20 protein-coding genes and 1 pseudogene are annotated in these 25,025 nt (G+C 73.0%); 7 read left to right on the forward strand and 14 right to left on the reverse strand.

Annotated features, from left to right (window positions below):
* Positions 1-175 precede the first annotated feature (175 nt).
* Positions 176-1,972 carry a 3-oxosteroid 1-dehydrogenase gene (gene kstD, locus OG509_RS05490; RefSeq protein ID WP_406180585.1) on the forward strand — a complete coding sequence of 599 codons (1,797 nt, stop codon included), beginning with the start codon at positions 176-178 and terminating at the stop codon, positions 1,970-1,972.
* Between the two features lie 10 nt (positions 1,973-1,982).
* Here the strand turns inward: kstD and OG509_RS05495 are convergent, their stop codons facing one another.
* The 6 genes from OG509_RS05495 to OG509_RS05520 all read right to left on the reverse strand — a co-directional run bounded on the left by OG509_RS05495 (position 1,983) and on the right by OG509_RS05520 (position 8,989).
* Positions 1,983-2,483, reverse strand: coding sequence for a hypothetical protein (locus OG509_RS05495; protein WP_053692757.1), 501 nt, complete (start codon positions 2,481-2,483; stop codon positions 1,983-1,985).
* Between the two features lie 131 nt (positions 2,484-2,614).
* Positions 2,615-3,448: a maleylpyruvate isomerase family mycothiol-dependent enzyme gene (locus OG509_RS05500; protein ID WP_406180588.1), complete on the reverse strand. Its 834-nt coding sequence runs from the start codon at positions 3,446-3,448 to the stop codon at positions 2,615-2,617.
* A gap of 34 nt (positions 3,449-3,482) precedes the next feature.
* On the reverse strand, positions 3,483-6,260 hold the full coding sequence (locus OG509_RS05505) for an ATP-binding protein (RefSeq protein ID WP_406180590.1): 2,778 nt from the start codon (positions 6,258-6,260) through the stop codon (positions 3,483-3,485).
* 159 nt (positions 6,261-6,419) lie between these two features.
* On the reverse strand, positions 6,420-6,824 hold the full coding sequence (locus OG509_RS05510) for an ACT domain-containing protein (RefSeq protein ID WP_406180591.1): 405 nt from the start codon (positions 6,822-6,824) through the stop codon (positions 6,420-6,422).
* A 198-nt stretch (positions 6,825-7,022) separates the two neighbouring features.
* Positions 7,023-7,763, reverse strand: coding sequence for a response regulator (locus OG509_RS05515; protein WP_406180592.1), 741 nt, complete (start codon positions 7,761-7,763; stop codon positions 7,023-7,025).
* Positions 7,760-8,989: a sensor histidine kinase gene (locus OG509_RS05520; RefSeq protein WP_406180594.1), complete on the reverse strand. Its 1,230-nt coding sequence runs from the start codon at positions 8,987-8,989 to the stop codon at positions 7,760-7,762. Before OG509_RS05520 ends, OG509_RS05515 begins: the two co-directional genes overlap by 4 nt.
* A 159-nt stretch (positions 8,990-9,148) precedes the next feature.
* Between OG509_RS05520 and OG509_RS05525 the strand changes: the two genes are divergently transcribed.
* Both OG509_RS05525 and OG509_RS05530 read left to right on the forward strand, forming a co-directional pair.
* The gene (locus OG509_RS05525; RefSeq protein WP_406180596.1) at positions 9,149-9,490 is read left to right on the forward strand and encodes a DUF4190 domain-containing protein; all 342 of its coding nucleotides are present in this window, start codon (positions 9,149-9,151) and stop codon (positions 9,488-9,490) included.
* A pseudogene (locus tag OG509_RS05530) lies at positions 9,481-9,603 on the forward strand (alpha/beta fold hydrolase); the annotation flags it as partial. The gene OG509_RS05525 and the pseudogene OG509_RS05530, both read left to right, overlap by 10 nt.
* Positions 9,604-9,812: 209 nt before the next feature.
* On the opposite strand, the gene OG509_RS05535 reads toward OG509_RS05530, so the two are convergent.
* From OG509_RS05535 to OG509_RS05555, 5 genes are all read right to left on the reverse strand, one after another.
* On the reverse strand, positions 9,813-10,043 hold the full coding sequence (locus OG509_RS05535; RefSeq protein WP_099896005.1) for a DUF397 domain-containing protein: 231 nt from the start codon (positions 10,041-10,043) through the stop codon (positions 9,813-9,815).
* A gap of 162 nt (positions 10,044-10,205) precedes the next feature.
* Positions 10,206-11,381, reverse strand: coding sequence for a thiolase domain-containing protein (locus tag OG509_RS05540; RefSeq protein ID WP_385577426.1), 1,176 nt, complete (start codon positions 11,379-11,381; stop codon positions 10,206-10,208).
* Positions 11,378-12,457 carry a thiolase domain-containing protein gene (locus tag OG509_RS05545; RefSeq protein WP_406180599.1) on the reverse strand — a complete coding sequence of 360 codons (1,080 nt, stop codon included), beginning with the start codon at positions 12,455-12,457 and terminating at the stop codon, positions 11,378-11,380. The genes OG509_RS05540 and OG509_RS05545 overlap by 4 nt, the downstream gene beginning before the upstream one ends.
* Positions 12,457-13,419, reverse strand: coding sequence for a Zn-ribbon domain-containing OB-fold protein (locus OG509_RS05550; protein ID WP_406180601.1), 963 nt, complete (start codon positions 13,417-13,419; stop codon positions 12,457-12,459). The genes OG509_RS05545 and OG509_RS05550 overlap by 1 nt, the downstream gene beginning before the upstream one ends.
* Before the next feature lie 79 nt (positions 13,420-13,498).
* The gene (locus OG509_RS05555) at positions 13,499-14,299 is read right to left on the reverse strand and encodes a crotonase/enoyl-CoA hydratase family protein (RefSeq protein ID WP_406180603.1); all 801 of its coding nucleotides are present in this window, start codon (positions 14,297-14,299) and stop codon (positions 13,499-13,501) included.
* Positions 14,300-14,487: 188 nt separating this feature from the next.
* Between OG509_RS05555 and OG509_RS05560 the strand changes: the two genes are divergently transcribed.
* The gene (locus OG509_RS05560; protein WP_406180605.1) at positions 14,488-16,119 is read left to right on the forward strand and encodes an acyl-CoA synthetase; all 1,632 of its coding nucleotides are present in this window, start codon (positions 14,488-14,490) and stop codon (positions 16,117-16,119) included.
* 95 nt (positions 16,120-16,214) lie between these two features.
* Here the strand turns inward: OG509_RS05560 and OG509_RS05565 are convergent, their stop codons facing one another.
* Positions 16,215-17,078 (reverse strand): alpha/beta fold hydrolase, encoded by an 864-nt coding sequence (locus tag OG509_RS05565; protein WP_406180606.1) that lies wholly within the window; start codon positions 17,076-17,078, stop codon positions 16,215-16,217.
* 130 nt (positions 17,079-17,208) lie between these two features.
* On the opposite strand from OG509_RS05565, the gene paaK reads away from it, so the two are divergent.
* Together paaK and OG509_RS05575 are read left to right on the forward strand one after the other, a co-directional pair.
* On the forward strand, positions 17,209-18,510 hold the full coding sequence (paaK, locus tag OG509_RS05570) for a phenylacetate--CoA ligase PaaK (RefSeq protein ID WP_406180608.1): 1,302 nt from the start codon (positions 17,209-17,211) through the stop codon (positions 18,508-18,510).
* A 129-nt stretch (positions 18,511-18,639) separates the two neighbouring features.
* Positions 18,640-19,461, forward strand: coding sequence for a YhjD/YihY/BrkB family envelope integrity protein (locus tag OG509_RS05575; protein WP_406180610.1), 822 nt, complete (start codon positions 18,640-18,642; stop codon positions 19,459-19,461).
* A 48-nt stretch (positions 19,462-19,509) separates the two neighbouring features.
* On the opposite strand, the gene OG509_RS05580 is transcribed toward OG509_RS05575, so the two are convergent.
* Complete coding sequence (locus tag OG509_RS05580) at positions 19,510-21,033, reverse strand: fatty acyl-CoA synthetase (protein WP_406187475.1); 1,524 nt, start codon at positions 21,031-21,033, stop codon at positions 19,510-19,512.
* Between the two features lie 173 nt (positions 21,034-21,206).
* Here OG509_RS05580 and OG509_RS05585 point away from each other — a divergent pair, with 173 nt between their 5' ends.
* Positions 21,207-23,678, forward strand: a complete 2,472-nt coding sequence (locus OG509_RS05585) for a penicillin acylase family protein (protein WP_406180612.1) — start codon at positions 21,207-21,209, stop codon at positions 23,676-23,678.
* Between the two features lie 62 nt (positions 23,679-23,740).
* Here the strand turns inward: OG509_RS05585 and OG509_RS05590 are convergent, their stop codons facing one another.
* Positions 23,741-24,895: a calcium:proton antiporter gene (locus tag OG509_RS05590; protein ID WP_406180614.1), complete on the reverse strand. Its 1,155-nt coding sequence runs from the start codon at positions 24,893-24,895 to the stop codon at positions 23,741-23,743.
* Positions 24,896-25,025: the final 130 nt, after the last annotated feature.

Here is a 25,025-nt window from a genome sequence, read left to right on the forward strand (position 1 = left end):
CCGTGCCGTACGCACCCGGTGTGCGTACCACGGGATTTCGTGCGTTCAGGGCCGTCTCGCCACCCCTGCACATGCCTTGACATCACATGATCCCCCGAACACCTTTTCTGACTCGGCATCAGAAATGCTGGAGCCGCCGACCGCCCCCGCCCTCCCACTCCGCTGGAGCCCGCCCATGTCCTCCGCAAGCGCCGAGTCCGCATGCCCCACCCCTCCTTCCCGCCGTACGGTCCTCGCCGGTGCCGGGGCGGGGGTGCTCGCCGCAGCCGCGCTGCCGTCGCCCGCCGCGCGCGCCGCCGACGGAGCCGGTACGGGGGTTCCGCTCGGTGAGTACGACGTGGTCGTGGTCGGGTCCGGGGCCTCCGGGATGACCGCCGCGCTCACTGCCGCCAAACGGGGCCTGAGCGTGCTGGTGGTCGAGAAGGCGCCGACGTTCGGCGGTTCGGCGGCGCGCTCCGGGGCCGGGATCTGGCTGCCGAACAACTCGGTGATCCTGGCGGCGGGCGTGCCGGACACCCCGCAGAAGGCGGCGACGTACCTCGCGGCGGTCGTCGGCGACGGCTCACCGGCGGAGCGGCAGGCGGCCTTCCTCGCCAACGGTCCCCGGATGCTGGACTTCGTGATGGCCAACAGCCCCTTGCGCTTCCGGTACATGGACGGGTACAGCGACTACTACCCGAACCTGCCGGGCGGGCTGCCGAACGGCCGGTCCATCGAGCCCGACCAGATCGACGGCAATGTCCTGGGCGCCGAACTGGCCCGGCTGAACCCGGCGTACATGCCGGTGCCGGCCGGGATGGTGGTCTTCAGCCAGGACTACAAGTGGCTGAACCTGGCGGCCGTGAACGCCAAGGGCCTCGCGGTGTCCACGGAGTGCCTGGCGCGCGGCACCAAGGCCGCGCTGTGCGGGCAGAAGCCGCTGACGATGGGCCAGGCGCTGGCGGCCGGACTGCGGGCCGGGCTGATGCAGGCGGGGGTGCCGGTGTGGCTGAACAGCCCGTTGGTCGACCTGGTGCAGGAGGGGGGCGCCGTCACCGGTGTCGTGGTGGAGAAGGAGGGCGTACGGGGTGTCGTACGGGCCCGCAAGGGCGTGATCGTCGGCTCGGGCGGCTTCGAGCACAACGCGGAGATGCGGGCGCAGTACCAGCAGCAGCCCATCGGCACCCAGTGGTCGGTCGGCGCCAAGGAGAACACGGGCGACGGGATCCGGGCGGGGCAGCGGGCCGGGGCGGCGCTGGCGCTGATGGAGGACGCCTGGTGGGGACCGTCGATCCCGCTGCCCGGGCAGCCGTACTTCTGCCTGGCGGAGCGCACGCTTCCCGGCGGGCTGATCGTGAACCGGGCGGGTGCGCGGTTCGTCAACGAGGCGGCTCCGTACAGCGACGTGGTGCACGTGATGTACGAGAAGGACCGGGGGGCTGCGGGCTCGCACATCCCGGCCTGGCTGATCGTGGATCAGAACTACCGCAACAAATACCTGTTCAAGGACATCCTGCCGACGATCGTCTTCCCCGACGCGTGGTACGAGGCGGGCGCGGCGAAGAAGGCGTGGACCTGGGACGCGCTGGCGGGCCAGATCGGGGTCCCGGCGGGGGCGCTGCGGGCGACCCTGAACCGGTTCAACGCCCAGGCGTGGAACGGCACCGATCCCGATTTCCACCGGGGGGACACGGCGTACGACCACTACTACACGGACCCCGGGGTCCAGCCGAACTCGTGCCTGGCCCCGATCTGGGCACCGCCGTTCTACGCCTTCAAGATCGTGCCGGGTGACCTGGGCACGAAGGGCGGCATCGTCACGGACGCCCGGGCCCGCGCGCTGCGCCCGGACGGATCGGTGATCCGGGGCCTGTGGGCGGCGGGCAACGCGAGCGCGGCGGTGATGGGCCACAGCTACGCGGGGGCGGGATCGACGATCGGCCCCGCGATGACGTTCGGCTACGTGGCGGCGAACGACATCGCGGACGCGTAGCGCCGGGTGCCTAGCCCTGCTGGAAGAGCTCGGCGGGGAGCGGCTTGAGCAGTGCGTACAGGTCGTCGGTGATGGGCCGGTCCCAGCTGGCGATGGTGACCAGCACGTTGTCGCTGCGGTCGAACTGCACGCAGCTGATCCGGCCCTCGGAGAGCTTGACCTTCCGGACGATGAGGAGGTTGTCGCCCTGCATGACGGGGCAGTCCTCGATGCCGGTGACCTCGACGTCCTCGTCGTTCTCGAGGGCGTCGAGGAGCTGGGCCACCTCGAAGGGGACCTGGCCGTCGGTGAGCTCCCGGGCCGGGGAGCCCTCGGGGAGGTTTCCGATGATCATCGCGGGGCCGCGTCCGCCGAACAGGTCGTAGCGGAGAAAGACGCCCTGGCAGCTGCCGTCGGGCGCGGGCAGCAGCCCGGCCCCGAGATTGCCCGGCCAGTCCCCCGGGTCCATGGCCAGGACGTCGAAGTCCGGGCCGGCGGGTGTGGCGGCGCGGTTGCGGCGGAGGAAGGACATGCCGCCATGGTACGTGCCCGCCCCGCTTTCCGGCCCCGGGCCCCTCTCCCTCGGGGCGCGGGTCGGGCCGCCGCCGCACGGAGCCGCTCCCGGCCTGATCCGGAAGACGGGCCGGACGGGCCGGACGGGCCCTAGACCGGCGGGACCAGGGTGAAGTAGTGCGGCAGCAGGTCCGCGGCCCCGCTTACCGCCAGAGCGGTGGCCGGGATCCGCCGCCAGAGGAACAGCATCAGGTCCGACGCCGTGCCCGCGGCCTCGACGTCCACCGGGTCGGTGGCCCCGTGCTCCACCGTGACCTGCTCCCCGGAGAACGTGACCGTCCAGACCCCGGGGCCGTCCGTGCGCCGGAAGCGGTACCGCTCCCCCGCCCCGACCGGGGCCCCGGCCACGGCCCGCCGGAACGGGGCCATCGCCTCGAAGGTCTGCGGGACCGCGTCCGCCGCGATCTCCGCGTCGACCGGCCCCGGCGTCCCGGTCGCGGATTCCGCGTCCCACCGGTGCACCGCCAGCTCGATGGTCTGCATGCGCAGCCAGAAGCCACTCGTGTGCTCTGCGGCATCCGGCGACCACGTCCACACCGGTACGTCGGGCCCCAGCTCCCGGAAGTGGTCTTCCAGCTGCCGTGCACCCTGCGCGAACCATTCCGTGAGCGCGTCCGGCACCGGCCCCCGGTTCGGCGCCGTCTCGGGCTTCGGCCAGGCCGCCCGGACCGCCGGATCCTCCGGGATCCCGAAGATCGTGAGGTCGGTGTGGTCCGGCGCCTCGGACAGGCGGTCGCGCAGGATGCGGCCGACGAAGCGGTGCACCGCGCCCAGGTGGCCGAGGAGGTCGGAGGCCGACCAGCCGGGGCAGGACGGCACGAGCGGGACCGGTCCGCCGCCGGCTTCGGCGATCGCGCGCGCGATGGTCTTCTCGAAGGCCGCCGTCTCGTTGCGGAAGTGGGCGAGGCGCTGGTTGTGGTCCATGGCCTCACCCTGCCCCGGCCGACACCGTCCCGTATCAGCTTGAGCTGCGGGCGAACGCCGCCAGCGCGTCGGCCAGTCCGTTCCGGTCCGTGCCCAGTTTCCGGTAGACCGGCGACAGGTCCCGGCCCCGGGCCGCCGGTGCGTCCCGTACGGCCAGCTCCGCCAGCCGGTACTCCTCCTCCGTCAGCCCGGCCGCCCACGCCCCCTCCCCCGCGGCGCCGCCCAGGCTCGCCACCAGTGCGTCCGCCCCGCACTCCCGCGCCGTCACCACCGCCCGCGCCAGCAGCTCCGGGTCCCCGAGCTCCGTCCCCAGCGCGGCCAGCGCGCACGCCAGCTCGTACCCCGCCGGCGAGGCGGACAGCAGTTCCACCGCCTCCCGCAGCAGCCCCTGCCGCTCTTCCGGAGCCACCACCTCCGCCGCCACCCGCAGCGCCTGCCCCACCCCCGACGGGGCGCCGAAGGCGCGGGCCCGGCGTATCGCGTCGGCCGCCAGGGCCCGCGCCCGGTCGGGGTCCTCCGCCGCCACGGCCCGGGCCAGGTGCAGCTGCCACGGGCACCAGGACGGGTTCCGGATGCCGCGCGGGCTCAGCCTGCGGTCCACGGCCTCCAGCTCGGCCGCCGCCGCCTTCGTCTGGCCGCGGGCCAGCAGCAGTTCGGCGTACACGGTCTGCGAGTCCGGGAAGACCACCGCCGCCGGGAAGGACTCCCCGAACGCGTGCTCCCGCGCCAGCTCCCACGCCTCGTCCACCCGTCCCCGCGCGAGCAGGGTCGTGGCGAGGATCGCGATGGCGTACCAGTGCACGGGCGTACCGCGCCCCACCCGCTCGGCGAGCCGCAGCCCGGCCCGGGCCAGCTCCTCGGCCTCCGCGAGCCGCCCGCGCCGGTAGCGGATGTACGCGCGCAGGCTGTACGCGAACGACAGGTGGGCCCCGCGCCAGCCCTGCCGCTCGAACTCGGCGGTGCCCGCCTCGAACAGCTCCTCCGCCCGGCCGGGCCGGTCCGCGTACATGTGGACCATGGCGGCGAGCACCGGCACCTCGAAGCCCCGGTCCTCGTACGCCCAGCTGAACTCCGTGCCCAGGGCGCGTACCGCGTGGTGGAGGACCACGTCCACCGGCTCACCGCGCAGGCAGGCGTCCCAGGCGCGCAGCCCGATGACGTACCGCTCGGTGAGGTCGCGGCCGGTCAGCCGGTCCGCGAGGCGGGTCAGCCGGCGCGAGCGCGCCGGGGAGTCGGGCTCCACGGCGTTGAAGGCGTCCCACATGAACTGCTCGGACTGCAGGCGCAGCCGGGCCCGGACGTCCCGGGTGTACGGGATCTCCCGCGCGAGCGAGTCCGAGGCGTCGGCGAGGCGGTCGCTGTGGGCGAGGACCTGGGCGAGCCGGATGACGATGCCCTGGCGCAGGGCCGGGTCGTCGAAGGGTTCGGCGAGCGCGGCCCGCAGGTGGTTGACGGTGTTGGCCGGTTCGGTGAGGAGGGAGGCGCAGCCGAGCTCGTACAGCACGGCGGCGCGCTCGTCGAAGTCCGGGGGTTCGCGCAGGGCGCGCGCGAGCTGGCGGCGGGCGGCCTCGGGGGCGCCGGCCCGCAGGTTCTCGGCGGCGGCCTCGCGCAGGGTCCGTACCACCCAGGGGTCGTTCTCGGGGTGGGTCTCCAGCAGGTGGCGGGCGGCGGCGGAGGACCCGAGTCCGGCGTCGACGACGGCCACGGCGGCCTGTCCGTGGAGAGCGACGCGCAGGGCGTCGGGGATGGCCCGGTAGAGGGCGGTGGCGATGAGCGGGTGGACGAACTCCAGCCCGGCGTCGGGCTCTTCGCCGGGACCGGACAGGATGCGGGCCTCCCGCAGCCGTGCGGTGGCGTCGGCGGCCTCCTCGGAGCCGAGTCCGGCGACCCGGGCGGCGAGCTCCTGCGGGATGGCGGTGCCGAGGACGGCGCAGGCCCAGCCGAAGCGGACGGTGGAGGGGCCGAGCCGCTCGAAGCGGGCGACGAGGCCGCTGCCGCGCTGGGCGGCGGCGAGGTCGCGCAGCAGCGGGGCGCTGGCCGAGGTGGGGTCGAGGCCCTTGTCGCGGACCTTGGCGGTGAGTTCGACGGCCTCGAAGGGGTTGCCGGTGGTGACGGCCCAGGCCTCGCGGCAGAAGGCGTCGTCGGCGTGGTCGCCGACGGCCTCGCGGACCAGGGTGGAGACGGCGGCCTCGGTGAGCGGTGCGAGGGCCGGCGGGCGGTGTCCCGCGCGGCCGGGCAGCGTACGGAAGGCCTCGGCGTGGGCCGGGAGTTCCTCGGGGCGGTACGCGACGACGAGGAGCAGCGGGAGGTGTTCGGCGCGCGGGGCGAAGGCGGCGAGCCAGGAGAGGGATTCGGGGTCGGCCCAGTGCGCGTCGTCGAGGACGAGGGCGACGGGGGCGCGCTGCACGGTGAGGTGGGTGAGAACCCAGTCGAGGCCGTCGCGCAGGCCCTGGGGGTCGGGCGGGGCGCCCTGTTCGGGGGCGCACAGGCCGAGCGCGGGGCCGACGATGGAGTACCAGCTGCCGAGGGCGGCGCGCAGTTCCTCCTCGGAGCGGCCGGCCAGGTGGGGCTGGATGAGCTGGCGGGCGACGTGGAAGGGCTGGCTCTGCTCCTGTTCGCCGCCGCGGGCGGCCAGCAGGGTGCAGTTGCGGGCGAGGGCGCGGCGGCGCACTTCGGCGAGGAGGGTGGTCTTGCCCAGGCCGGCGGGGCCGGAGAAGGCGAGCAGCGTGCCGCCTGCGTCGCCGGTCGCGGAGTCGCCGAGCTGCTCCAGGGCCTCGTCCACGGTGGCGAGTTCGGCCTCGCGTTCGAACATTTTGCGCCGTCTGCGATTCGGGCGTTCCGTCATGGCTGGTACCCCCCAGGCCGGTTCGGGGGAACAGCGTACGCCCGCGCACGCACGCGGAAAGGCGTTCGGCCGAGAAGGATCGGAATCTTCGGGATCGGGTGTCCGGGCCGTTTACCGGTGTCTCGATTACATCGAACGGTTTGCCAGTTCTTCCAGTACGGCCACGGCTTCGGCCGCCCGCTCGGCGGGCACGAAGAGGTGGTCGTGGTGGTACCCGGCGATGACGTTGCAGCTGAGTCCGTGCGCGGCGAGCTCGGCGGCGAAGGCTCCGGTGAGGCCGACGGCGTCGAGGGCGGAGTGGATGCGCAGGGTGATCCACGCGGCGGTGTAGTCGTAGGCGAGGCCGGCGGCGTCGGCTTCCTCCTGGCGCAGGACGAGCGTGAGCCCCTCGGCCTCCAGGACGGTGGCGACGGGGGTGGTTCCGGCCGGGGGCGCCGTGGCTCCGGAGACCGTGCAGAAGACGTACCGCCCTTCGTGCAGCTCGGGGCGCATGCCGCTCAGCAGTTTCCTCAGGTCGCTCTCGCCGCTCATAACGCCACCCTACCCATCGTCCCGCTATGCCCGATTCCGCGCCTGCGGCGTCGGCGCCCGCGGAGGGTGAACGGCACACCTCCTGGCTGGAGCTGTCTTCGACCTGACGGCGGTGGCGGGCGTCGCCCAGGCCGTCGCCGGCCGTCGTACGGGCGGCGGTACCTGAGTCGGTGGCGATCGCGCGGGCCGTGTTGCGCCTCAGCCGGTGAACCCCGGCACCACCAGACCTGATTCGTACGCGATCACCACCGCGTGGGTCCGGTTCTGCGCACCGAGCTTGGTCAGCACGTTCCCGACGTGCGTCTTCACCGTCTCCAGGCTCACCATGAGCGACTGCGCGATCTCCGGGTTGGACAGGCCGGTGGCCATCAGCCGCAGCACCTCCTCCTCCCGCTCCGTCAGCGCCGCCTTCGGCAACGCCTCGGCGGAGCCCAGTGGGCGGGCGGTGACCATCCGGCGCAGGGTCGCCGGGAAGAGGATCGCTTCCCCCGCCGCCACCACGCGTACCGCCTCGGCGATCTGCCGGACCGGAAGCCGCTTGAGCACGAAACCGCTGGCCCCCGCGCTGAGTGCCGCAGTGACGTAGCCGTCGTTCTCGAAGGTGGTGATCACCACGACCTTCGGAGGTTCGGCCGACCGGGCCGGCTCGGCAAGGAGTTGCCGGGTGGCCTCGATCCCGTTGCACCGCGGCATCCGCACATCCATCAGGACCACGTCCGGCCGCAGCCGCCGCGCCTGCTCGACGGCCTCGACGCCGTCGGCTGCTTCTCCGACCACCGCGATCCCCGGCTGCGCCGCGAGCAAGGTGCGCAGACCGCTGCGGGTCACCTCGTCGTCGTCCGCGATCAAGAGGGTGACGGGGGTAGGGGCAGGGCTGGTGGCGGCGGGGCGGGAGCCGGCGCCCGTCATGGCGGCCGAGCTCGCGTCGGAGGCGGTCATGCCGAGCCCCGTACCGGCAGCCGGACCGCCAGCCGCCAGTGCCGCGGCCCGTCCGGGCCGACCTCGATCTCACCGTGCAGCAGCCGCACGCGCTCGGCAAGGCCGGGCAGGCCGTGCCCGGACGTCCGGAAGACACCCGCGCCCGTACGCATGCCCGCGCCCGCCCCATTGACCACACCGAGTTCCAGCCCGTCCGGTGCTGCCGCCACCCGGACCCCGATCGGGCCGCCCGTCCCGTGCCGCAAGGCGTTCGTCAGACCTTCCTGCAGGATCCGGTACGCGGCCCGGGAGAGCGTCCCCTGTACCTGGGCCGGCTTGCCGGACAGCTCCACATCAAGGACCGCGCCCGCGTGACGCAACCGGTCGAGCAGGTCGGGCAGGTCGGCCAGGGTCCGGGTCGGTGCCGTCTCCGCCTTCTCCTCACGCAGTACGCCCAGTACGTAGTCCAGGTCCTCCAGCGCGGCCCTGGCCGACTCCTCGATGCTGCGCAGCGCGGCCCGCGCCGCCACCGGGTCGGCGGAGAGCACCTCGCCCGCGACCGCCGCCTGGATCGTGGTCGCGGTCAGCGTGTGCCCGATCGAGTCGTGCAACTCGTGGGCCAGCCTGTTGCGTTCGGCAAGGCGCTGCTCCCGCTCGGCCATCAGCGCGAGCCGCTCGGCCGACGAAGGACCCAGGAGCCTGGGCGCCAGCCACCGCAGCACGCTCGTCACCACCACGCACACGACCGCCGCGAGCAGCAGGCAGCAGAGCGCCACCACCCAGCTGTGCCATCCGCCATCGGACCGCAGCGACCGGCCGAACAGACTCAGCCCGGCCTCGGCCCTGAGCCACCCCCCGGGGATGGCAATCCCCATGAGGACCAGCACACCGCTCGTCAGCGCCCCCGTCCACCCCAGCGCCACGTGCAGCACCAGCCAGAGGGGAGTCCGCCAACGGTCGGCGCCGGACGGCACGGCGGCAGGGGCCGGCAACGGCACCCTCAGAAGTTGGCGGGCGAACGCGATCAGTGCCCGCCGCGTGGTGCGGGCCAGGCCGACCGAGCCGATCAGTGCTGCCCAGACCAGGAGGACCAGGACGGCCTGCACTCCATAGGGAGCGGATGGCCACGCCAGTGTCGGCAGCAGGGCGAAAGGCAGCAGCGGAAGGCTCGCCAACGCGCCGCAATAGGCGAACAGCATGCCCGAATACGTGGAGCCGCGCAGCAGCGGCCGAAGTCCCCTGATCATGATCGCCCCAGTATGACCGGGCAGCTCACCGATGGCCTCCCCCGATCGGGGGAGCACCTTCTCCCGCCTTCCCGCGATGCGCATCCGCGACGCCGGAGGCCAGGATCGTGCCCTGAACAGTTGACCGGAGGACGTTTGATGAACACGCAAGGAACAGAGATGCCGACGCATCACACGGCATCCGCCAACGGCCTGGCCGGGGCCGCCGTGGTGCTAGGCGTCATCGGCTTGAGCACGTCGATCTTCTTCGTCGGCGGCCTGCTCGGCGGCATCGGCCTGATCCTGGGCATCGTCGCCCTGACGACGGCCAAGCGGACCGGCATCGGCCGGGGCAAGGCCCTCACCGGCGTGGTGACGTCGGCCATCGCGATCGCGGTGTCCGTCCTGGCCGCCGTCTTCTTCGTCTGGTACGCCAACAAGACGCAGGACTGCTATCAGCCCGACAGTTTCCAGCAGTACAAGCAGTGCGTCCACCATCAGCTCACCGGGAACGCGACATGAACGCCATCCGTGCCGTGCTGGGGGACAAGAAGATCTCCTACCTGGGGTTCTCCTACGGCACCTACCTCGGCGCCGTCTACGCGCAGACATTCCCCCGGCGAACCGACCGGTTCGCGTGAAACCACTCGATCAGCACCCTGATCAGGTCGAAGGACGCCAAGCAGCCCGGAGGCAACGCGAAGCGGCGCCGCCACTCGTTCGAGTGACGGCGCCGCTGAAGTTGAGGACATGCTCTCGCCTCGGTGGTTCCCCAAGGGCCCGATTGGCCCCTCAGCGGCCCCCAAGGCCGGGAAATGGCCTCGCTTTCCGGGAACCCACGCGACTACGTCAGGTCGAACTCGCCGCCCCTCGCGCCCAGTACGAACTTGCGCCACTCGTCGGGCGCGAAGATCAGCGAAGGGCTCTCGGGGCGCTCGCTGTTGCGCATCGCGATGAACCCCTCGACGAAGGCGATCTGGACGTCGCCCGCTCCCCGGCTGCTCGACTGCCAGTCCGCCCCGCTGAGATCGAGGTCCGGCTTGCCCCAGCCGGCTGCCAGGGGCTGTGAAGTCATGCTCTCGGCCACGTGCGTGCTCCTCCCGGTACTCCCGGTACGTCGTCCGGGGGCCAGAGTAACCATCGCAGCGGGTGCCGCACAGGCCACGGTGAGTCACCCGTGGCCGGTCCGGCACCACGCCGCGCGCCCGCCCCGCGCCCGCCCCGCGGCCGAGTCCGTTCAGGAGGCGGGCGGTTCGGCTCCCACCAGCCACATCGCGAAGAACTGCGCACCGCCGCCGTACGCGTGGCCCATGGCCCGGCGGGCGTCCGGGACCTGGTGTTCGCCGGCCCGGCCGCGGACCTGGAGCGCCGCCTCCGCGAAGCGGATCATGCCCGAGGCGCCGATCGGGTTGGTGGACAGCACCCCGCCCGACGGGTTCACCGGGAGGTCGCCGTCGAGTTCGGTGACCCCGGCCTCCGTGAGCTTCCAGCCCTCGCCCTCCTGCGCGAAGCCGAGGTTCTCCAGCCACATCGGTTCGTACCAGGAGAACGGCACGTACATCTCCACCGCGTCGATCTCCCGCCGCGGATCGGTGATCCCGGCCTGCCGGTAGACGTCTGCCGCGCAGTCCTTGCCCGCCTGCGGCGACACGAAGTCCTTGCCCGCGAAGAGCGTCGGCTCGCTGCGCATCGCCCCGCCGTGCACCCAGGCCGGCGGCCGCGGCGAACGGGCCGCGCCCGCACGGTCGGTGAGGACCATCGCGCAGGCACCGTCCGAGGAGGGGCAGGTCTCGGAGTACCGGATCGGGTCCCAGAGCATCGGCGAGGCCTGGACCTTCTCCAGGGTGATGTCGTGCTCGTGCAGGTGCGCGTACGGGTTCTTCAGCGCGTTGCGGCGGTCCTTGTACGCGACGAGCGAGCCGACCGCGTCGGGCGCGCCGGTGCGCCGCATGTACGCGCGCACGTGCGGGGCGAAGAACCCGCCCGCCCCCGCCAGCAGCGGCTGCTGGAACGGAACGGGCAGCGACAGGCCCCACATGGCATTGGACTCGGACTGCTTCTCGAACGCCAGGGTCAGCACGGTGCGGTGGACCCGGGCGGCGACGAGGTTGGAGGCGACGAGGGCGGTGGAGCCGCCGACCGAACCGGCCGTGTGGACGCGGAGCATGGGCTTGCCGACCGCCCCGAGGGCGTCCGCCAGGTACAGCTCCGGCATCATCACGCCCTCGAAGAAGTCGGGGGCCTTGCCGATGACGACCGCGTCGATGTCCGCCCAGGTCAGCTCGGCGTCGGCGAGGGCGCGCACCGCGGCCTCGCGCACGAGCCCCGCGATGGAGACGTCGTGGCGGGCGGCGACGTGCTTGGTCTGGCCGATGCCGACGACGGCGACCGGCTCCTTTCCCGTACGCGTCATGCGGGTTCCCCTTCCAGGACGGCGACCAGGTTCTGCTGGAGGCAGGGGCCGGAGGTGGCGTGCGCGACGGCCCGGTCGGACTCGCCGCGGTGGATCCGGGCGGCCGCCTCGCCGATCCGGATGAGGCCGGCGGCCATGACCGGGTTCGCGGCGAGCGCCCCGCCGGACGGGTTGACGGCGACGTCGTCCCCGCCGAGTCCCAGTCCCAGCGCCTTGCGGAGCACGACCTCCTGGGAGGAGAACGGCGCGTGCAGTTCGGCGGTGTCCACCGGGGCGTCGAACACGCCCGCGTGCTCGGCGGCGATCCGGGTGGACGGGGAGTCGGTGAGGTCGCGCAGGCCCAGGCCGTGCGCCTCGATGCGGTGGTCGATGCCGGTGATCCAGGCGGGGCGCGCGCACAGCCGCCGCGCGGTGTCGCCCGCGGCGAGGATGACGGCCGCCGCGCCGTCGCCGATGGGCGGGCAGTCTCCCGTACGCAGCGGCCGGACCTGGTAGTCGCCCTGCGGGACGGCGCCGCCGCTGAGCTGGGCGTGCGGATTGGCCTCGGCTGCGGCCCGGCTGCGGGCGCCGATGGCCGCGAGGGCGCCCTCGTCGGTCTCGCCCGCGTCGATCAGTGCCTGTGCCTGGAGGGCGGCCAGGGCCACCGAGTCGGGCCAGAGCGGAGCGAGGTAGTACGGGTCGAGCTGCCGGGTCAGGACGTCCCGTACGGATCCCGGGGAGGACTTCCCGTACGAGTACACCAGCGCGGTGTCGGCCTCGCCGGTCTGGATCTTGACCCAGGCCTCGTACAGGGCCCAGGCGCCGTCCATCTCGACGTGCGACTCGGAGATCGGCGGCCAGGCGCCGACCCCGTCGAGGGTCATGGTGAAGGAGAAGGCCCGGCCGGCGAGGTAGTCGCTGGATCCGGAGCAGGTGAAGCCGATCTCGCCGGCCTTCAGACCGGTCTGGGCCAGCACCCGGTGCAGGACCGGCATGACCATCTCGACTTCGCTGAGTTCGTCGCTGCGGCGCAGGTGGTCGCTCTGCGCGAAGGCCACGACGGCCACGTCCCGCGCGTACCTGCTCGTCGTGGGCATCAGATGAGCTCCTTGTACGCGTCGTAGTCGGCGTCCGGCTCGCCGGTGGGGCGGTAGTGGTCGGGGTGGCGGCCGCCCTCGGTCCACACGGGTTCGACGCGCAGGCCCATGCGGACCTGGTCGTACGGGATGCCCCCGATCCGGCCGTGCAGGGCGAGGTCGGCGCCGTCGAGGGCGATGTGGGCGTAGACGTACGGGACCTCGATGTCCAGGTTCTTCGCCTTGATGTTGACGATGCAGTACGTGGTGACCGTGCCCGCCGGGCCGACCTCGACCTGGTCGGTCGTGGCCACCCCGCAGGTGGGGCAGGCGCCGCGCGGCGGGACGTACACCTTGTGGCAGGAGGGGCAGCGCTCACCGACGGTCCGCCGCTCGGCGAGGGCGTTGATGTACGCGGTCTGGGCGCGGCCGGGGCTGTAGGTGTAGTCGAGGCGGGCGGCGGCGACGATGCCGGTGACGGCGTCGGCGAACTGCCCGTCGTGCGGGGTCGCCTGCGCCGTCTCCGCCGCCTCGTGCGGCTCGAAGCAGGCGATGTCCGTGATGGCGCCGGTGCGCTCGTCCGACCAGCGGATCCGTACCCGCATGCCGGTGCGGACGGCCTCGGGGCCGGGGGCGTCGAGGGCGTGCAGGATCGCGGTGTCGGCGCCGTCGAGGCGGACCAGGACCCAGGCGAAGGGGGCGGCGAGGGGCTGGTTCGGGCGCGGGGAGCCGTTCCACGCCCAGGTGGTGACGGTCCCGGTGGCGCCGACCTCGACGAGCTCGCGGATCTCCTCGGCGGTGACGGGATCGTACTCGACGGGCGGGACCATCACCTTGCCGTCGGCGGTCCTGATGCCGAGGACGACGCGCTCGCGCAGCCCGGTGAGGAAGGCGCTCTGGACGGGCCCGAGGGAGCGGGTGAAGGGGAACTCGACGACGAGGGGCGCGCGCAGCACCTCTGGCGGGGACGCGGCGGGTGTCATGGCTGTCTCTCCGATGTTCTGATGTTCCGAACGGCTGGGGGCGGGATCACGCGCTGGGCCACTTCCGGACGGCCGGCGGCTACTCCCGCCGGTACACGGCGGGCCGCTTCTCGGCGAAGGCCCGCGCCCCCTCCTTGGCGTCCGCGGTGTCGAAGACCGGCCAGCCCCGCAGCAGCTCCGAGGCCAGGCCCTCCGCCTCCGTCAGCTCGGCGGTCTCGTAGACCGAGGCCTTCACGGCCTCGACGGCCAGCGGCCCGCACGCGTTGATCTGCTCGGCGATCTCCAGGGCCTTGGCCAGTGCGGTCCCCTCGGGGACGACCTGCCCGACCAGCCCGATCCGGGCCGCCTCGTCCGCCGGGTACGGCCGGCCGGTCAGCAGCATCTCCAGGGCGTGCGTGCGCGGGATCTGCCGGGGCAGCCGTACCGTCGAGCCGCCGATCGGGAACAGGCCCCGCTTGACCTCGAACAGTCCGAAGGTGGCGCCCGCGCCCGCGACCCGGATGTCCGTGCCCTGCAGGATCTCGGTCCCGCCGGCCACGCAGTACCCCTCCACCGCCGCGATCACGGGCTTGCGCGGCCGGTGGTGGCGGAGCATGGCCTTCCAGTGCAGGTCGGGGTCGGCCTTGAGGCGGTCGCGGTACTGGTCGCCCGCCATCCCCTTCCCGGCCAGCGCCTTGAGGTCCATCCCGGCGCAGAAGTCCCCGCCCGCGCCCGTCAGGACCACCGAGCGGATCGTGTCGTCGGCGTCCGCCTCCAGCCAGCCGTCGTACAGCCCCACCAGCAGCGGCAGCGAAAGCGCGTTCTTCGCCTCCGGCCGGTTCATGGTGAGCACCAGCGTGGCGCCGTGGCGCTCCACGGTCAGGTGTTCCGTCCCACCCATTGCCGTCCTCCCGTCTCAAGACCTAGAACAGGTTGCAGGAGGGCCGGGTGCAGTTCAATAGTTTTCTGACACACAGTCAGTTTTCTTGGGCCACGCCCTTCCCACTTGGGCTGAGCGGCGCTCTAATGACCGCCGCGGGGCAACAGCCACGGCCCGGCAACGGGAAACCTCGGGGGTGAGGAGGAACGGTGGAGTACAACCTTGCCGACCTGTTCGAGTCGGTCGTCGACGTGGTTCCGGACCGCGAGGCCCTGGTGTACGTGGACCACCCCGGCACCGGCGCCGAGCGCCGCCTCACGTACGCGGAGCTGGACACCGCGGCGAACCGCATCGCGCACCACCTGCTGGACAGCGGTTTGACGGCCGGCGAGCACCTGGGACTGCACCTCTACAACGGCATCGAGTACCTCCAGACCGTCCTGGCCTGCCTCAAGGCCCGCCTCGTACCGGTGAACGTCAACTACCGGTACGTGGAGGAGGAGCTGGTCTACCTCTACAACGACGCCGACCTCGCCGCGCTCGTCTTCGAGGGCGAGTTCACCGGGCGCGTGGCCGCCGCCCTCCCGCAGACGACGAAGCTGCGCCACCTGATCCGCGTCGGGGCCGTCCCCGAGGGCGCCCCGGAGCCCTCGATCGCGCCGGTCGCGTACGCGGACGCGGAGGCGGCCGGGTCGCCCGCGCGCGGCTTCGCGCCCCGCTCCCCCGACGACCTGTTCATCATCTACACGGGCGGCACCACCGGCATGCCCAAGGGCGTCATGTGGCGCGCGGAGGACCTGTTCTTCGCGGGGCTCTTCGGCGGCGAACCCTCGGGCGAGCCGGTGAAGCGGCCCGAGGAACTCGCCGAGCGGGTCGCGTCGAAGGGCGCCGGGCTCACCTTCTTCCCCGCTCCCCCGCTGATGCACGGCACTTCGACGCTGACCTCGTTCATCGCCTTCAACTACGGCCAGCGGGTGGTCATCCACCGCAAGTACGCGCCGGAGGAGGTGCTCCGTACGATCGAGAAGGAGAGGGTGTCGAGCGTCTCGCTGGTGGGCGACGCGATGCTCCGGCCGCTCATCGACGCCCTGAAGGGCCCGCTCAAGGGGACCGACCTGTCCTCTCTGTTCAGCGTCTCCTCGTCCGGGGCGATCATGTCGGAGACGGTACGGGCCGAGTTCCAGCGGCTGGTGCCGAACGTGATGCTGCTGAACAACTTCGGGTCCTCGGAGTCCGGGTCGAACGGCCGGGCGGCCGACGACTCCGGCCCCGAGAAGGGCTTCCGACTCGTGGTCAACGACCGTACGCAGGTGGTGGACCCGGTGACGCACGAGCCGGTGCCGGTGGGCGTACCGGGGCGGCTCGCGCAGCGCGGCCACGTCCCGCTCGGCTACTACAACGACGCGGCGAAGACCGCCGAGACCTTCTTCCAGAAGGGATCCGAGCGGTGGGTGCTGCTCGGAGACATGGCGACGGTCGACGAGGAGGGCATCGTCACGGTCCTCGGGCGCGGCTCGCAGTGCATCAACACGGGCGGCGAGAAGGTCTATCCGGAGGAGGTCGAGCAGGCGCTGAAGTCCCATCCGGACGTGTACGACGCCCTGGTCGCCGGGGTGCCGGACGCGAAGTGGGGCAGCCATGTGGCGGCGGTGGTGCAGCTGCGGACGGGCGCGCCCGAGCCGAGCCTGGACGACATACAGCGGCACTGCCGGACCAGGCTGGCGGGGTACAAGATCCCGCGCCAGCTGGTCGTGACGCCGGCCATCCAGCGCTCACCGAGCGGCAAGGCGGACTACCGCTGGGCGAAGTCGGTGGCGACGGAGGCGGACGCGGCGCGCTGACCCGCGGGGTTGCGGAGGCGGTGGGCGGGGCCCTCTCGGGTCCCGCCCACCGCCGTGCGGTCCGGGCGGCCGCCGCAGCCGGAGGGCTCCGCCGCTCAGGCTCCGGTGGCCAGGAAGCCCTCCACGCGGGCTGCGAACCACTTCGGGTCGTCCAGCCACGGGAAGTGCGCGCCGCCCGGCTGGACGTCGGCGACGCCCCGCGGGAAGAGCCCCGCCAGTTCGGCGGCGAGGGCGGCCGTCGGGTAGTTGTCCAGCTCCCCGGCCAGCACCAGCACCTCGCCCGCCACGCGCCGCAGGGCGGCCCGGGTGGCGGGCGGGTCGAAGGCGCCGGGCCCCGCGTAGGCGGCGGCCGCCACCGCGTTCTTCTCCCGGTCGCTCGCCTCGACGTGGGCACGCGCCTGCGCGTCCCAGCGCCCGTACGCGAGGGGCATCACCCGGCGCCAGTCCGCCGGGGTGGGGGCGCCGCCGGCCGCCAGGATCCCGAGTATCTGCTCGTACGCGGCGATGGCCGTGTCGTACGGCTCGCCGCCCGCCCGCTTGCGGACCACCTCCAGGCGCTGCTCCGGGGTCGAGTCGATGCCCACGGCCCAGCAGGTCGGGGTGATCAGGGCCAGGCGGCGCAGCCGGTCGGGGTGCGCGGCCGCGTACAGCTGGGCGAGGTTGCCGCCGGCCGAGTGGGCCAGTACGTCCATGCGCTCCAGGCCGAGGTGGATCCGGAGCGCCTCGACGTCGGCGACCTGGTGGTCGACCCGGTACGTGGACTCGTCGGCCGGGACAGCCGAGCCGCCCGTACCCCGCAGGTCGAGGAGGACCAGCCGGCGTCCGGCGGCCAGCCCGCCGAGGTCGCCCATGTAGGAGGAGGCCCGCATGGCGCCGCCGGGGAGACAGACGAGCGGCTCGCCCTCGCCCCGGACGTGGTAGGCGAGTCCGGTTCCGTCGTATGTGGTGAAGATCGACATGGGCCCATCCCATCATGCGATCACTCGTTCGAGTCATTGATTTCGCCGCCGGGCTGGGGCAATCTACCGAATGATCGGTCGGTTAACCCGAATCAAAGCTCCGGTTCACGGTTCAAGATGAGGTGACGGCATGACGGCGCATGCGGATGTCCACGACGACGGAGAGCGGCTGAGCGCCGACGAGCTGGCCGCGCTCCAGCTGCGGCGGCTGCGCGCCACCTTGAGCCACGCCTACGAGCGGGTGCCGCACTACCGGCAGGCCTTCGACAAGGCCGGTGTGCACCCCGACGACTGCCGTTCCCTCTCCGATCTCGCCCTCTTCCCCTTCACCACCAAGGCCGACCTGCGCGACCAGTACCCGTTCGGCATGTTCGCCGTGCCGCGCTCCGAGGTGCGCCGCATCCACGCCTCCAGCGGCACCACCGGCCGCCCCACCGTCGTCGGGTACACCGACGAGGACCTCTCCACCTGGGCGGACGTGGTGGCCCGGTCCATCCGGGCGGCGGGCGGCAGACCGGGCCAGATGGTGCACATCGCGTACGGGTACGGCCTGTTCACCGGCGGCCTCGGCGCGCACTACGGCGCGGAGCGGCTCGGCTGCACGGTCGTCCCCGCGTCCGGCGGGATGACCGACCGGCAGGTGCGGCTGATCCAGGACTTCCGGCCCGAGGTCATCATGGTGACGCCCTCGTACATGCTCACGCTGCTGGACGAGATGGAGCGCCAGGGCATCGACCCGCGCAGCACCTCGCTGCGTACGGGGATATTCGGCGCGGAGCCGTGGACCGAGGAGATGCGCCGCGAGATCGAACAGCGGCTCGACATCGACGCGGTGGACATCTACGGCCTGTCCGAGGTGATGGGCCCGGGCGTGGCACAGGAGTGCGTCGAGACCAAGGACGGCCTGCACATCTGGGAGGACCACTTCTATCCGGAGGTCGTGGACCCGTTCACCGGAGAGGTGCTGCCGGAGGGCGCGTCCGGGGAGCTGGTGTTCACCTCGCTCACCAAGGAGGCCATGCCGATCATCCGCTACCGGACCCGGGACCTGACCCGGCTGCTGCCCGGTACGGCCCGGCCGGCCTTCCGTCGGATGGAGAAGGTGACCGGCCGCAGCGACGACATGATCATCCTGCGCGGGGTCAACCTCTACCCGACGCAGATCGAGGAGATCCTGCTCCGTACTCCCGGTCTGGCCCCGCATTTCCAGCTGCGGCTGACCCGGGAGGGCCGGATGGACGCCCTGACCGTACGGGTGGAGGCGCGCCGGGAGGCGGATTCCGCTCAGCGGCAGTCCGCGGCCGCCTCCGTGGTCCGCGCGGTCAAGGACGGCATCGGGGTCTCGGTGGCCGTCGAGGTGGTCGACCCGGAGACCCTGGAACGCTCGGTGGGCAAGATCAAGCGCCTGATGGACCTGCGCGAGCCGCGGTAGCCGACCGGGGGTGCGCGGTGCCGGGACGGGATCCGGCGCGGCCTCGGCCGGGCCCCGGAACCACCCCTTCGGGCCCACTTGCGGGGAGCCTCCGAGAGTCGGCGGGTCCGTCCGGGTAGTCCATGAGGCGTGACCTCGATCCTCCGCCAGCTCCACGACCGGCTCCAGGCCTCCCCGGCCGGGCTGGCGTGGAGCCGGGGGCGGGAGATGGAGCTCATGCACCGGGCCATGGGCTTCGCCGCCCTCGGCTTCCTGACCCTGGTACCGCTGCTGGTGGTCGTCGCGGCCGCCGCCCCCGGCAGCGGCTCCGGCTTCGGCCGCTGGCTCGGCCAGGCCCTCGGGGTCACCGAGTCCTCGCGGGCCCGGGTCGAGATGCTGTTCGCCGCCGCGGACCTGGCGCTCGAACGGACCACCGCGTTCGGGCTCGCGGCCCTCGCCGTCTTCGGCCTGACCTTCGGCTCGGCCGTGCAGACCGGGTACGAGAAGGTCTGGGACCTGCCCACCGCCCGCTGGCACACCATGTGGCGGCACGTCGTGTGGCTGGCCCTGCTGGTCTGCTACCTCGGGCTGCTCGTCGGGATCCCCGCACCGTCGAACGACGCCGTCGGCACGATCCTCGGCACCACCGGCGACCTGCTCGGCACCATCCTCTTCTTCTGGGGCTCCCAGCGGCTGCTGCTCGGCGGCCGGGTCCGCTGGCGGGCCCTGCTGCCGGGGGCGGTGGCGACCAGCCTGGGCCTGCTCGGCCTGCGGGTCTTCTCCAAGCTGGTGTTCTCCCCGCTGATCGCCTCCAACGCCGTCACGTACGGCCCCTTCGGCACGCTGCTGGTCGTCCAGTCCTGGCTGGTCGGCGTCGGTTTCGTGGTCTACGGCGGCGCCCTGGTCGGACGCCTGGCCCACGAGCACCTCACCCTCCGCCGCCTCCGGGACACCGGCCTGCTGCCCGAGTGACACCCCGGCCGGGCCTACCGGGCCACCGACCCTGCCGTCCCTGCCGGGCTACCGGCCCTCCCGGTCCTCCCCGTCCTCCTGACCGAAGCGGTCGCGGAGTTCGCGCTTGAGGATCTTGCCGCTCGCGTTGCGCGGAAGGGCGTCCACGAACACCACCCGCTTCGGGGCCTTGAAATGGGCCAGCTTCTCCCGCGCGTACGCCAGCAGCTCCGCCTCCGTCACCTCCCCGCGCGGCACCACGACCGCCGTGACCGCCTCGATCCACCGTTCGTCGGGCAGGCCCACCACCGCCGCCTCGGCCACCCCCGGGTGGGTGTAGAGCGCGTCCTCGACCTGTCGCGAGGCCACCAGCACGCCGCCCGAGTTGATGACGTCCTTCACCCGGTCGACGACCGTGAAGTACCCCTCCGCGTCCCGTACCGCTAGGTCCCCGGAACGGAACCAGCCGTCCCGGAACGCCTTCTTCGTCGCCTCCGGGTCGTTCCAGTACCCCAGGCAGAGCTGCGGCGAGCGGTACACCACCTCGCCCGCCGTCCCGTCCGGCACGTCCGCGCCGTCCTCGTCGACGACCTTCGCCTCGACGTGGCGGACCGGCCGCCCGCAGGACTCCATCCGCCCCTCGTGCTCGTCCGGTCCCAGGACGGTGGCCAGCGGGCCGATCTCGCTCTGCCCGAAACAGTTGTAGAAGCCGAGCCCGGGCAGCCGCGCCCGCAGCCGCTCCAGCACGGGCACCGGCATGATCGAGGCCCCGTAGTACGCCTTGCGCAGCGCGCCCAGATCGCGGCGCCCGAACTCCGGGTGGCCCGCCAGCCCGATCCACACCGTGGGCGGCGCGAACAGACTGTCCGCCCGCCCCGCCTCCACCAGGGCGAAGATCTCCTCGGCGACCGGCGCGTCCAGGATCGTGTTCTGCGCGCCCACCGCCAGGTAGGGCAGCAGGAAGACGTGCATCTGCGCCGAGTGGTAGAGCGGCAGCGAGTGCACCGGCCGGTCCGCCCCGGCCAGGTCCAGCGCCTCGATCGCGCTCTCGTACTCGTGGACCAGCGCCTTGTGCGTCATCATCGCGCCCTTGGGCAGCGCGGTGGTGCCCGAGGTGTAGAGCAGCTGCACCACGGCGTACGGGTCGCGGTCCGGTACGAAGGGCAGCGGATCGGCGAGCTCCCCCAGGAACGAGCCGGGCGCGTCGCGCAGCGGCCGTACGGCGTGGCCCTCGGGGATCCGCCCGGCCAGGTCCGGATCGGCGAGGACCAGCGCGCTCGTGCAGTCGTCCAGGATGTACGCGAGGTCCTCGCCGGTGAGGTTCTGGTTGACCGGGACGTGCGTGAGCCCGGCGCGGGCACAGGCGAGGAATGCGAGCAGGTAGGCGTCGGAGTTGTGGGCGAACGTCGCGACCCGGTCGCCGTCGGCCAGCCCGTACCGCTCCCGCAGGACGGCGGCGCCGGTGGAGACGGCGGCGTCGAGCTCCGCGTACGTCCACGTCCGTTCGCGGTAGCGGACGGCCTGCCGTTCGGGGACCCGCAGCGCGCTGTCGCGCACCAGCCCGTCGACCGTGTTCTGCCGCACCGCCCGCATTGCCGTCATGGCGTGATCCTCGTCTCCGCGCACACCCGAGGTCAATGACCCGGAAAGCCGGGATACCAAACGGGATGTTGACAGATCATCAGGTCGCCTGCGTGAGTGTGGGGGCACACAAGCACCGCCTGTACCGCGGGCAACCCAGCCCATCCGCAGGCTACTTGGGAGGCATGTTGCGCTTCTTCGATGGATACGGTCGCACCCGCCCGCTGCTCCGGCGCGCCGCGCTCGTCGGCGCCGCCCTGCTCGCCGCCACCGCGGCGGCCCCGCAGGCCTCGGCCGCGACCGCCGGGGCGGCGGCCGCCGACCGCACGCCCTCCGGCGGCGGCCTGTCGGCCGTCATCCGGTACACCGAGAACGGCATCCCGCACATCCTGGCCCAGGACTACGCGCACCTCGGCTTCGGCACCGGCTGGGCCCAGGCCGCCGACCAGGCCTGTGTGCTCGCCGACGGGTTCGTGACCGTGGCCGGCGAGCGCTCGCGCTGGTTCGGCGCCGACGCGGCGACCGACGGCTCGCTGTCCTCCGCGAGCAAGAACCTCACCAGCGACCTGTACTTCAAGGGGGTCCGCGAGTCCGGGACCGTCGAGAAGCTCCTCGCCACGCCCGCCCCGGCCGGTCCCACCCGGGACCTCAAGGAGCTGATGCGCGGCTGGGCCGCCGGGTACAACGCCTGGCTGGCCCAGAACAAGATCACCGACCCGGCCTGCAAGGGCGCCGCCTGGGTGCGCCCGGTCACCGCCCTCGACGTGGCCGCCCGCGCGTTCGCCGTCTCGGTGCTCGGCGGCCAGGGGCGCGCCGTGGACGACATCGCGGCGGCGCAGCCGCCCGCCCGGGCGGCCTCCCTCACGGCGGGCCCGACCACCGGCCCGAGCACCGACCCCGCGGCCGCCGCCGAGGCCGCCCGGGCCTTCTTCGACACCGGCCGCTACGACATGGGCTCCAACGCGGTGGCCTTCAGCGGCTCCACCACCTCGAACGGCCGCGGCCTGCTGCTCGGGAACCCGCACTACCCCTGGCAGGGTGGCCGCCGGTTCTGGCAGTCGCAGCAGACCATACCCGGCGAACTGAACGTCTCCGGCGGCTCCCTGCTGGGCACGCCCGTCGTGAACATCGGCTTCAACGAGAAGGTGGCCTGGAGCCACACCGTGGCCACCGGCACCCCGCTCAACCTGCACCAGCTCACCCTGGACCCGGCCGACCCGACCGCCTACCTGGTCGACGGCAAACCGGAGAAGATGACGCAGCGCCAGGTGACCGTCCAGGTGGCAGGCGGCGCTCCGGTCGGCCGCACCCAGTGGTGGACCCGCTACGGGCCCGTCATCACCGGCCTCGGCCCGGGCCTGCCACTGCCCTGGACAGCCGGCACGGCGTACGCGCTGAACGACCCGAACGCGGCCAACCTGCGCGGCTCCGACACCGCCCTCGCCATCGGCAAGGCCCGCTCCGTCGCCGGGATCCAGGACGCGCTGGGGGGCACGCAGGGCCTGCCCTGGGTCAACACGATCGCCGCGGACTCGGCCGGCGGCACGCTGTTCACCCAGTCCCAGGTGCTCCCCCGGATCACCGACGAGCTCGCCGCCCGCTGCTCCACCCCGCTCGGCCGGGCCACGTACCCGGCGTCCGGGCTCGCGGTCCTCGACGGTGCGCGCGCCGACTGCGCGCTCGGCTCGGACCCGGACGCCGTGCAGCCGGGGGTGTTCGGCCCGGGGAAGGCGCCGACGCTGCGCGACGCCCCGTACGCCGAGAACTCCAACGACAGCGCCTGGCTGGCCAATGCCGAGACGCCGGTGACCGGCTACGAGCGGATCTGGGGCAGCCTCGGCACCCCGCGTTCGCTGCGGACCCGGGGCGCGGTGGAGGACGTCTCCGCGATGGCCGCCAAGGGCGGGCTGACCGTGGCGGACCTGCAGAAGCAGCAGTTCGCGAACCGGGTGCCGGCCGGCGACCTGGCCGCGGCCGACGCGGCGAAGGCCTGCGCCGCCCTGCCCGGCGGCGCGGCCACCGCGAGCGACGGCCGGTCGGTGGACGTCTCCGCGGCCTGCGCCGTGCTGGCGGGCTGGGACCACCGGGCCGACACCGGCAGCCGCGGCGCGCTGCTCTTCGACCGGTTCTGGCGCAAGCTGACCGCGAGCACCCCGGCCAAGGACCTGTGGCTGGTGCCGTTCTCGGCGGCGGACCCCGTACGCACGCCCCGTACGCTCAACCAGGCGGCGCCCGGGATCGGACGGGCGCTCGCGGACGCGGTCGCGGAGCTGGGGGCGGCCGGCATCGCTCTGGACGCGCCGCTCGGCGAGCACCAGTTCGTGGTGCGCGGCGGGGAGAAGCTGCCGGTGCCGGGCGGCACCGAGGCGCTGGGCGTGTGGAACAAGATCGAGGCGCCGTGGAACGCGGCGGCCGGCGGCTACCCGGAGGTCGTGCACGGCTCCAGCCACATCCAGGCGGTCGGCTGGGACGGCAGCCGGTGCCCGGTGGCGCGCACGCTGCTGACGTACGGTCAGTCGTCGAACCCGGACTCGCCGTACTACGCCGACCAGACCCGGCTGTTCTCCCAGGAGCGGTGGGTGACCTCGCGGTTCTGCGAGCGGGACATCCTCACCTCGCCGCAGCTGAAAGTGGTCTGGCCGCGCGAGCGCCGCTGACCTGTTCCATTGACCTGTGTCATTGCCCGGCGGGGCCGGATCGTTCCGGCCCCGCCGCGGGCTCAGGGGCTGACGGCGAGGAACAGGTACGCGGCCAGCAGTACGAGGTGCACGCCGCCCTGGAGCAGCGTGGCCCGGCCGGGCGCGATGGTGAGGGCGCTGACCACGACGGTCAGGGCGAGCAGCACCATGTGGATCGGCCCGAGGCCCAGCAGCAGCGGGCCGGACAGCCAGATGGTGGCGAGGGCGATGGCGGGGATGGTGAGTCCGATGCTCGCGATGGCGGAGCCGTAGGCCAGGTTGAGGCTGGTCTGGACGCGGTCGCGGCGGGCGGCGCGGACGGCGGCGAGGGTCTCGGGGGCCAGGACGAGCAGGGCGATGATCACACCGACGACGGCGTTGGGCAGGCCCGCTTTGGCGACGCCCGCCTCGATGGTGGGCGAGACGGCCTTGGCGTCGCCGACCACGGCGATGAGCGCGACCAGCAGCAGGCCGAGGCTGACCAGGGCGGCGCGGGAGGTGGGCGGCGCGGCGTGGGCACCGTCCCCGTCACCGTCCCCTCCGCCGCCGGAAGCCGCGGCCCCGCCCCCGGCCGCGTTGCCCGTACCGGCCTCGGTGGCCACGGGCAGGAAGTAGTCCCGGTGGCGGACCGTCTGGACGGCGATGAACAGCCCGTACAGGGCGAGCGAGGCGACGGCGGCGAAGGCCAGCTGGGCGGTGGAGAACTCCGGCCCCGGCTTGCTGGTGGTGAACGTCGGCAGGACCAGGCTGAGGACGGCCAGGGTGGCCACGGTGGCCAGGGCCGCCCCCGATCCCTCGGCGTTGAAGACGGCGACCCGGTTGCGCAGGGCGCCGACGAGCAGGGACAGGCCGACGATTCCGTTGCAGGTGATCATGACGGCGGCGAAGACGGTGTCCCGGGCGAGTGAGGCGGTCTTGTCGCCGCCGTCGGCCATCAGGGTGACGATGAGGGCCACTTCGATGACGGTGACGGCGACGGCCAGGACGAGTGAACCGAACGGCTCGCCCACGCGCAGTGCGACGACCTCGGCGTGGTGCACGGCCGCCAGCACCGCGCCTCCGAGGCAGAGGGCGACCAGGGCCACGGCGTATCCGGGCAGATCGCGTCCCCAGCTGAAGACGAGCGCGAGGAGCGCCACCACGGGGACCACGACGGTCCAGTCGGTCAGGGGGAATCTGCTGGGTGCCGTACTCATATCAGCCAACTTGCCAGAAGCGTCCCCCGAGTGCGGCGCAAGGGACGCATCCAGGGCTCTGACGTGCCACTTCTCACGACATGTCGGGCGTGGCGGACCGAGTCCCGGCTCGCCACGCCCAGGCGCTCAC

Source organism: Streptomyces sp. NBC_01006, from assembly GCF_045162725.1.
In the GTDB taxonomy this organism is placed as follows: domain Bacteria; phylum Actinomycetota; class Actinomycetes; order Streptomycetales; family Streptomycetaceae; genus Streptomyces.

Excerpts from the sequence above, each read along its gene's own strand:
- OG509_RS05525 (WP_406180596.1), top strand. The coding sequence starts at position 9,149 with ATGCCGACGCATCACACGGCATCCGCCAACGGCCTGGCCGGGGCCGCC.
- OG509_RS05520 (WP_406180594.1), bottom strand. The coding sequence starts at position 8,989 with ATGATCAGGGGACTTCGGCCGCTGCTGCGCGGCTCCACGTATTCGGGC.
- OG509_RS05510 (WP_406180591.1), bottom strand. The coding sequence starts at position 6,824 with ATGAGCGGCGAGAGCGACCTGAGGAAACTGCTGAGCGGCATGCGCCCC.
- OG509_RS05505 (WP_406180590.1), bottom strand. The coding sequence starts at position 6,260 with ATGTTCGAACGCGAGGCCGAACTCGCCACCGTGGACGAGGCCCTGGAG.
- kstD (WP_406180585.1), top strand. The coding sequence starts at position 176 with ATGTCCTCCGCAAGCGCCGAGTCCGCATGCCCCACCCCTCCTTCCCGC.
- OG509_RS05580 (WP_406187475.1), bottom strand. The coding sequence starts at position 21,033 with ATGCGGGCGGTGCGGCAGAACACGGTCGACGGGCTGGTGCGCGACAGC.
- OG509_RS05500 (WP_406180588.1), bottom strand. The coding sequence starts at position 3,448 with ATGGACCACAACCAGCGCCTCGCCCACTTCCGCAACGAGACGGCGGCC.
- OG509_RS05535 (WP_099896005.1), bottom strand. The coding sequence starts at position 10,043 with ATGACTTCACAGCCCCTGGCAGCCGGCTGGGGCAAGCCGGACCTCGAT.
- OG509_RS05590 (WP_406180614.1), bottom strand. The coding sequence starts at position 24,895 with ATGAGTACGGCACCCAGCAGATTCCCCCTGACCGACTGGACCGTCGTG.
- OG509_RS05495 (WP_053692757.1), bottom strand. The coding sequence starts at position 2,483 with ATGTCCTTCCTCCGCCGCAACCGCGCCGCCACACCCGCCGGCCCGGAC.
- OG509_RS05540 (WP_385577426.1), bottom strand. The coding sequence starts at position 11,381 with ATGACGCGTACGGGAAAGGAGCCGGTCGCCGTCGTCGGCATCGGCCAG.
- OG509_RS05515 (WP_406180592.1), bottom strand. The coding sequence starts at position 7,763 with ATGACCGCCTCCGACGCGAGCTCGGCCGCCATGACGGGCGCCGGCTCC.
- OG509_RS05555 (WP_406180603.1), bottom strand. The coding sequence starts at position 14,299 with ATGGGTGGGACGGAACACCTGACCGTGGAGCGCCACGGCGCCACGCTG.
- paaK (WP_406180608.1), top strand. The coding sequence starts at position 17,209 with ATGACGGCGCATGCGGATGTCCACGACGACGGAGAGCGGCTGAGCGCC.
- OG509_RS05550 (WP_406180601.1), bottom strand. The coding sequence starts at position 13,419 with ATGACACCCGCCGCGTCCCCGCCAGAGGTGCTGCGCGCGCCCCTCGTC.
- OG509_RS05565 (WP_406180606.1), bottom strand. The coding sequence starts at position 17,078 with ATGTCGATCTTCACCACATACGACGGAACCGGACTCGCCTACCACGTC.
- OG509_RS05585 (WP_406180612.1), top strand. The coding sequence starts at position 21,207 with ATGTTGCGCTTCTTCGATGGATACGGTCGCACCCGCCCGCTGCTCCGG.
- OG509_RS05545 (WP_406180599.1), bottom strand. The coding sequence starts at position 12,457 with ATGCCCACGACGAGCAGGTACGCGCGGGACGTGGCCGTCGTGGCCTTC.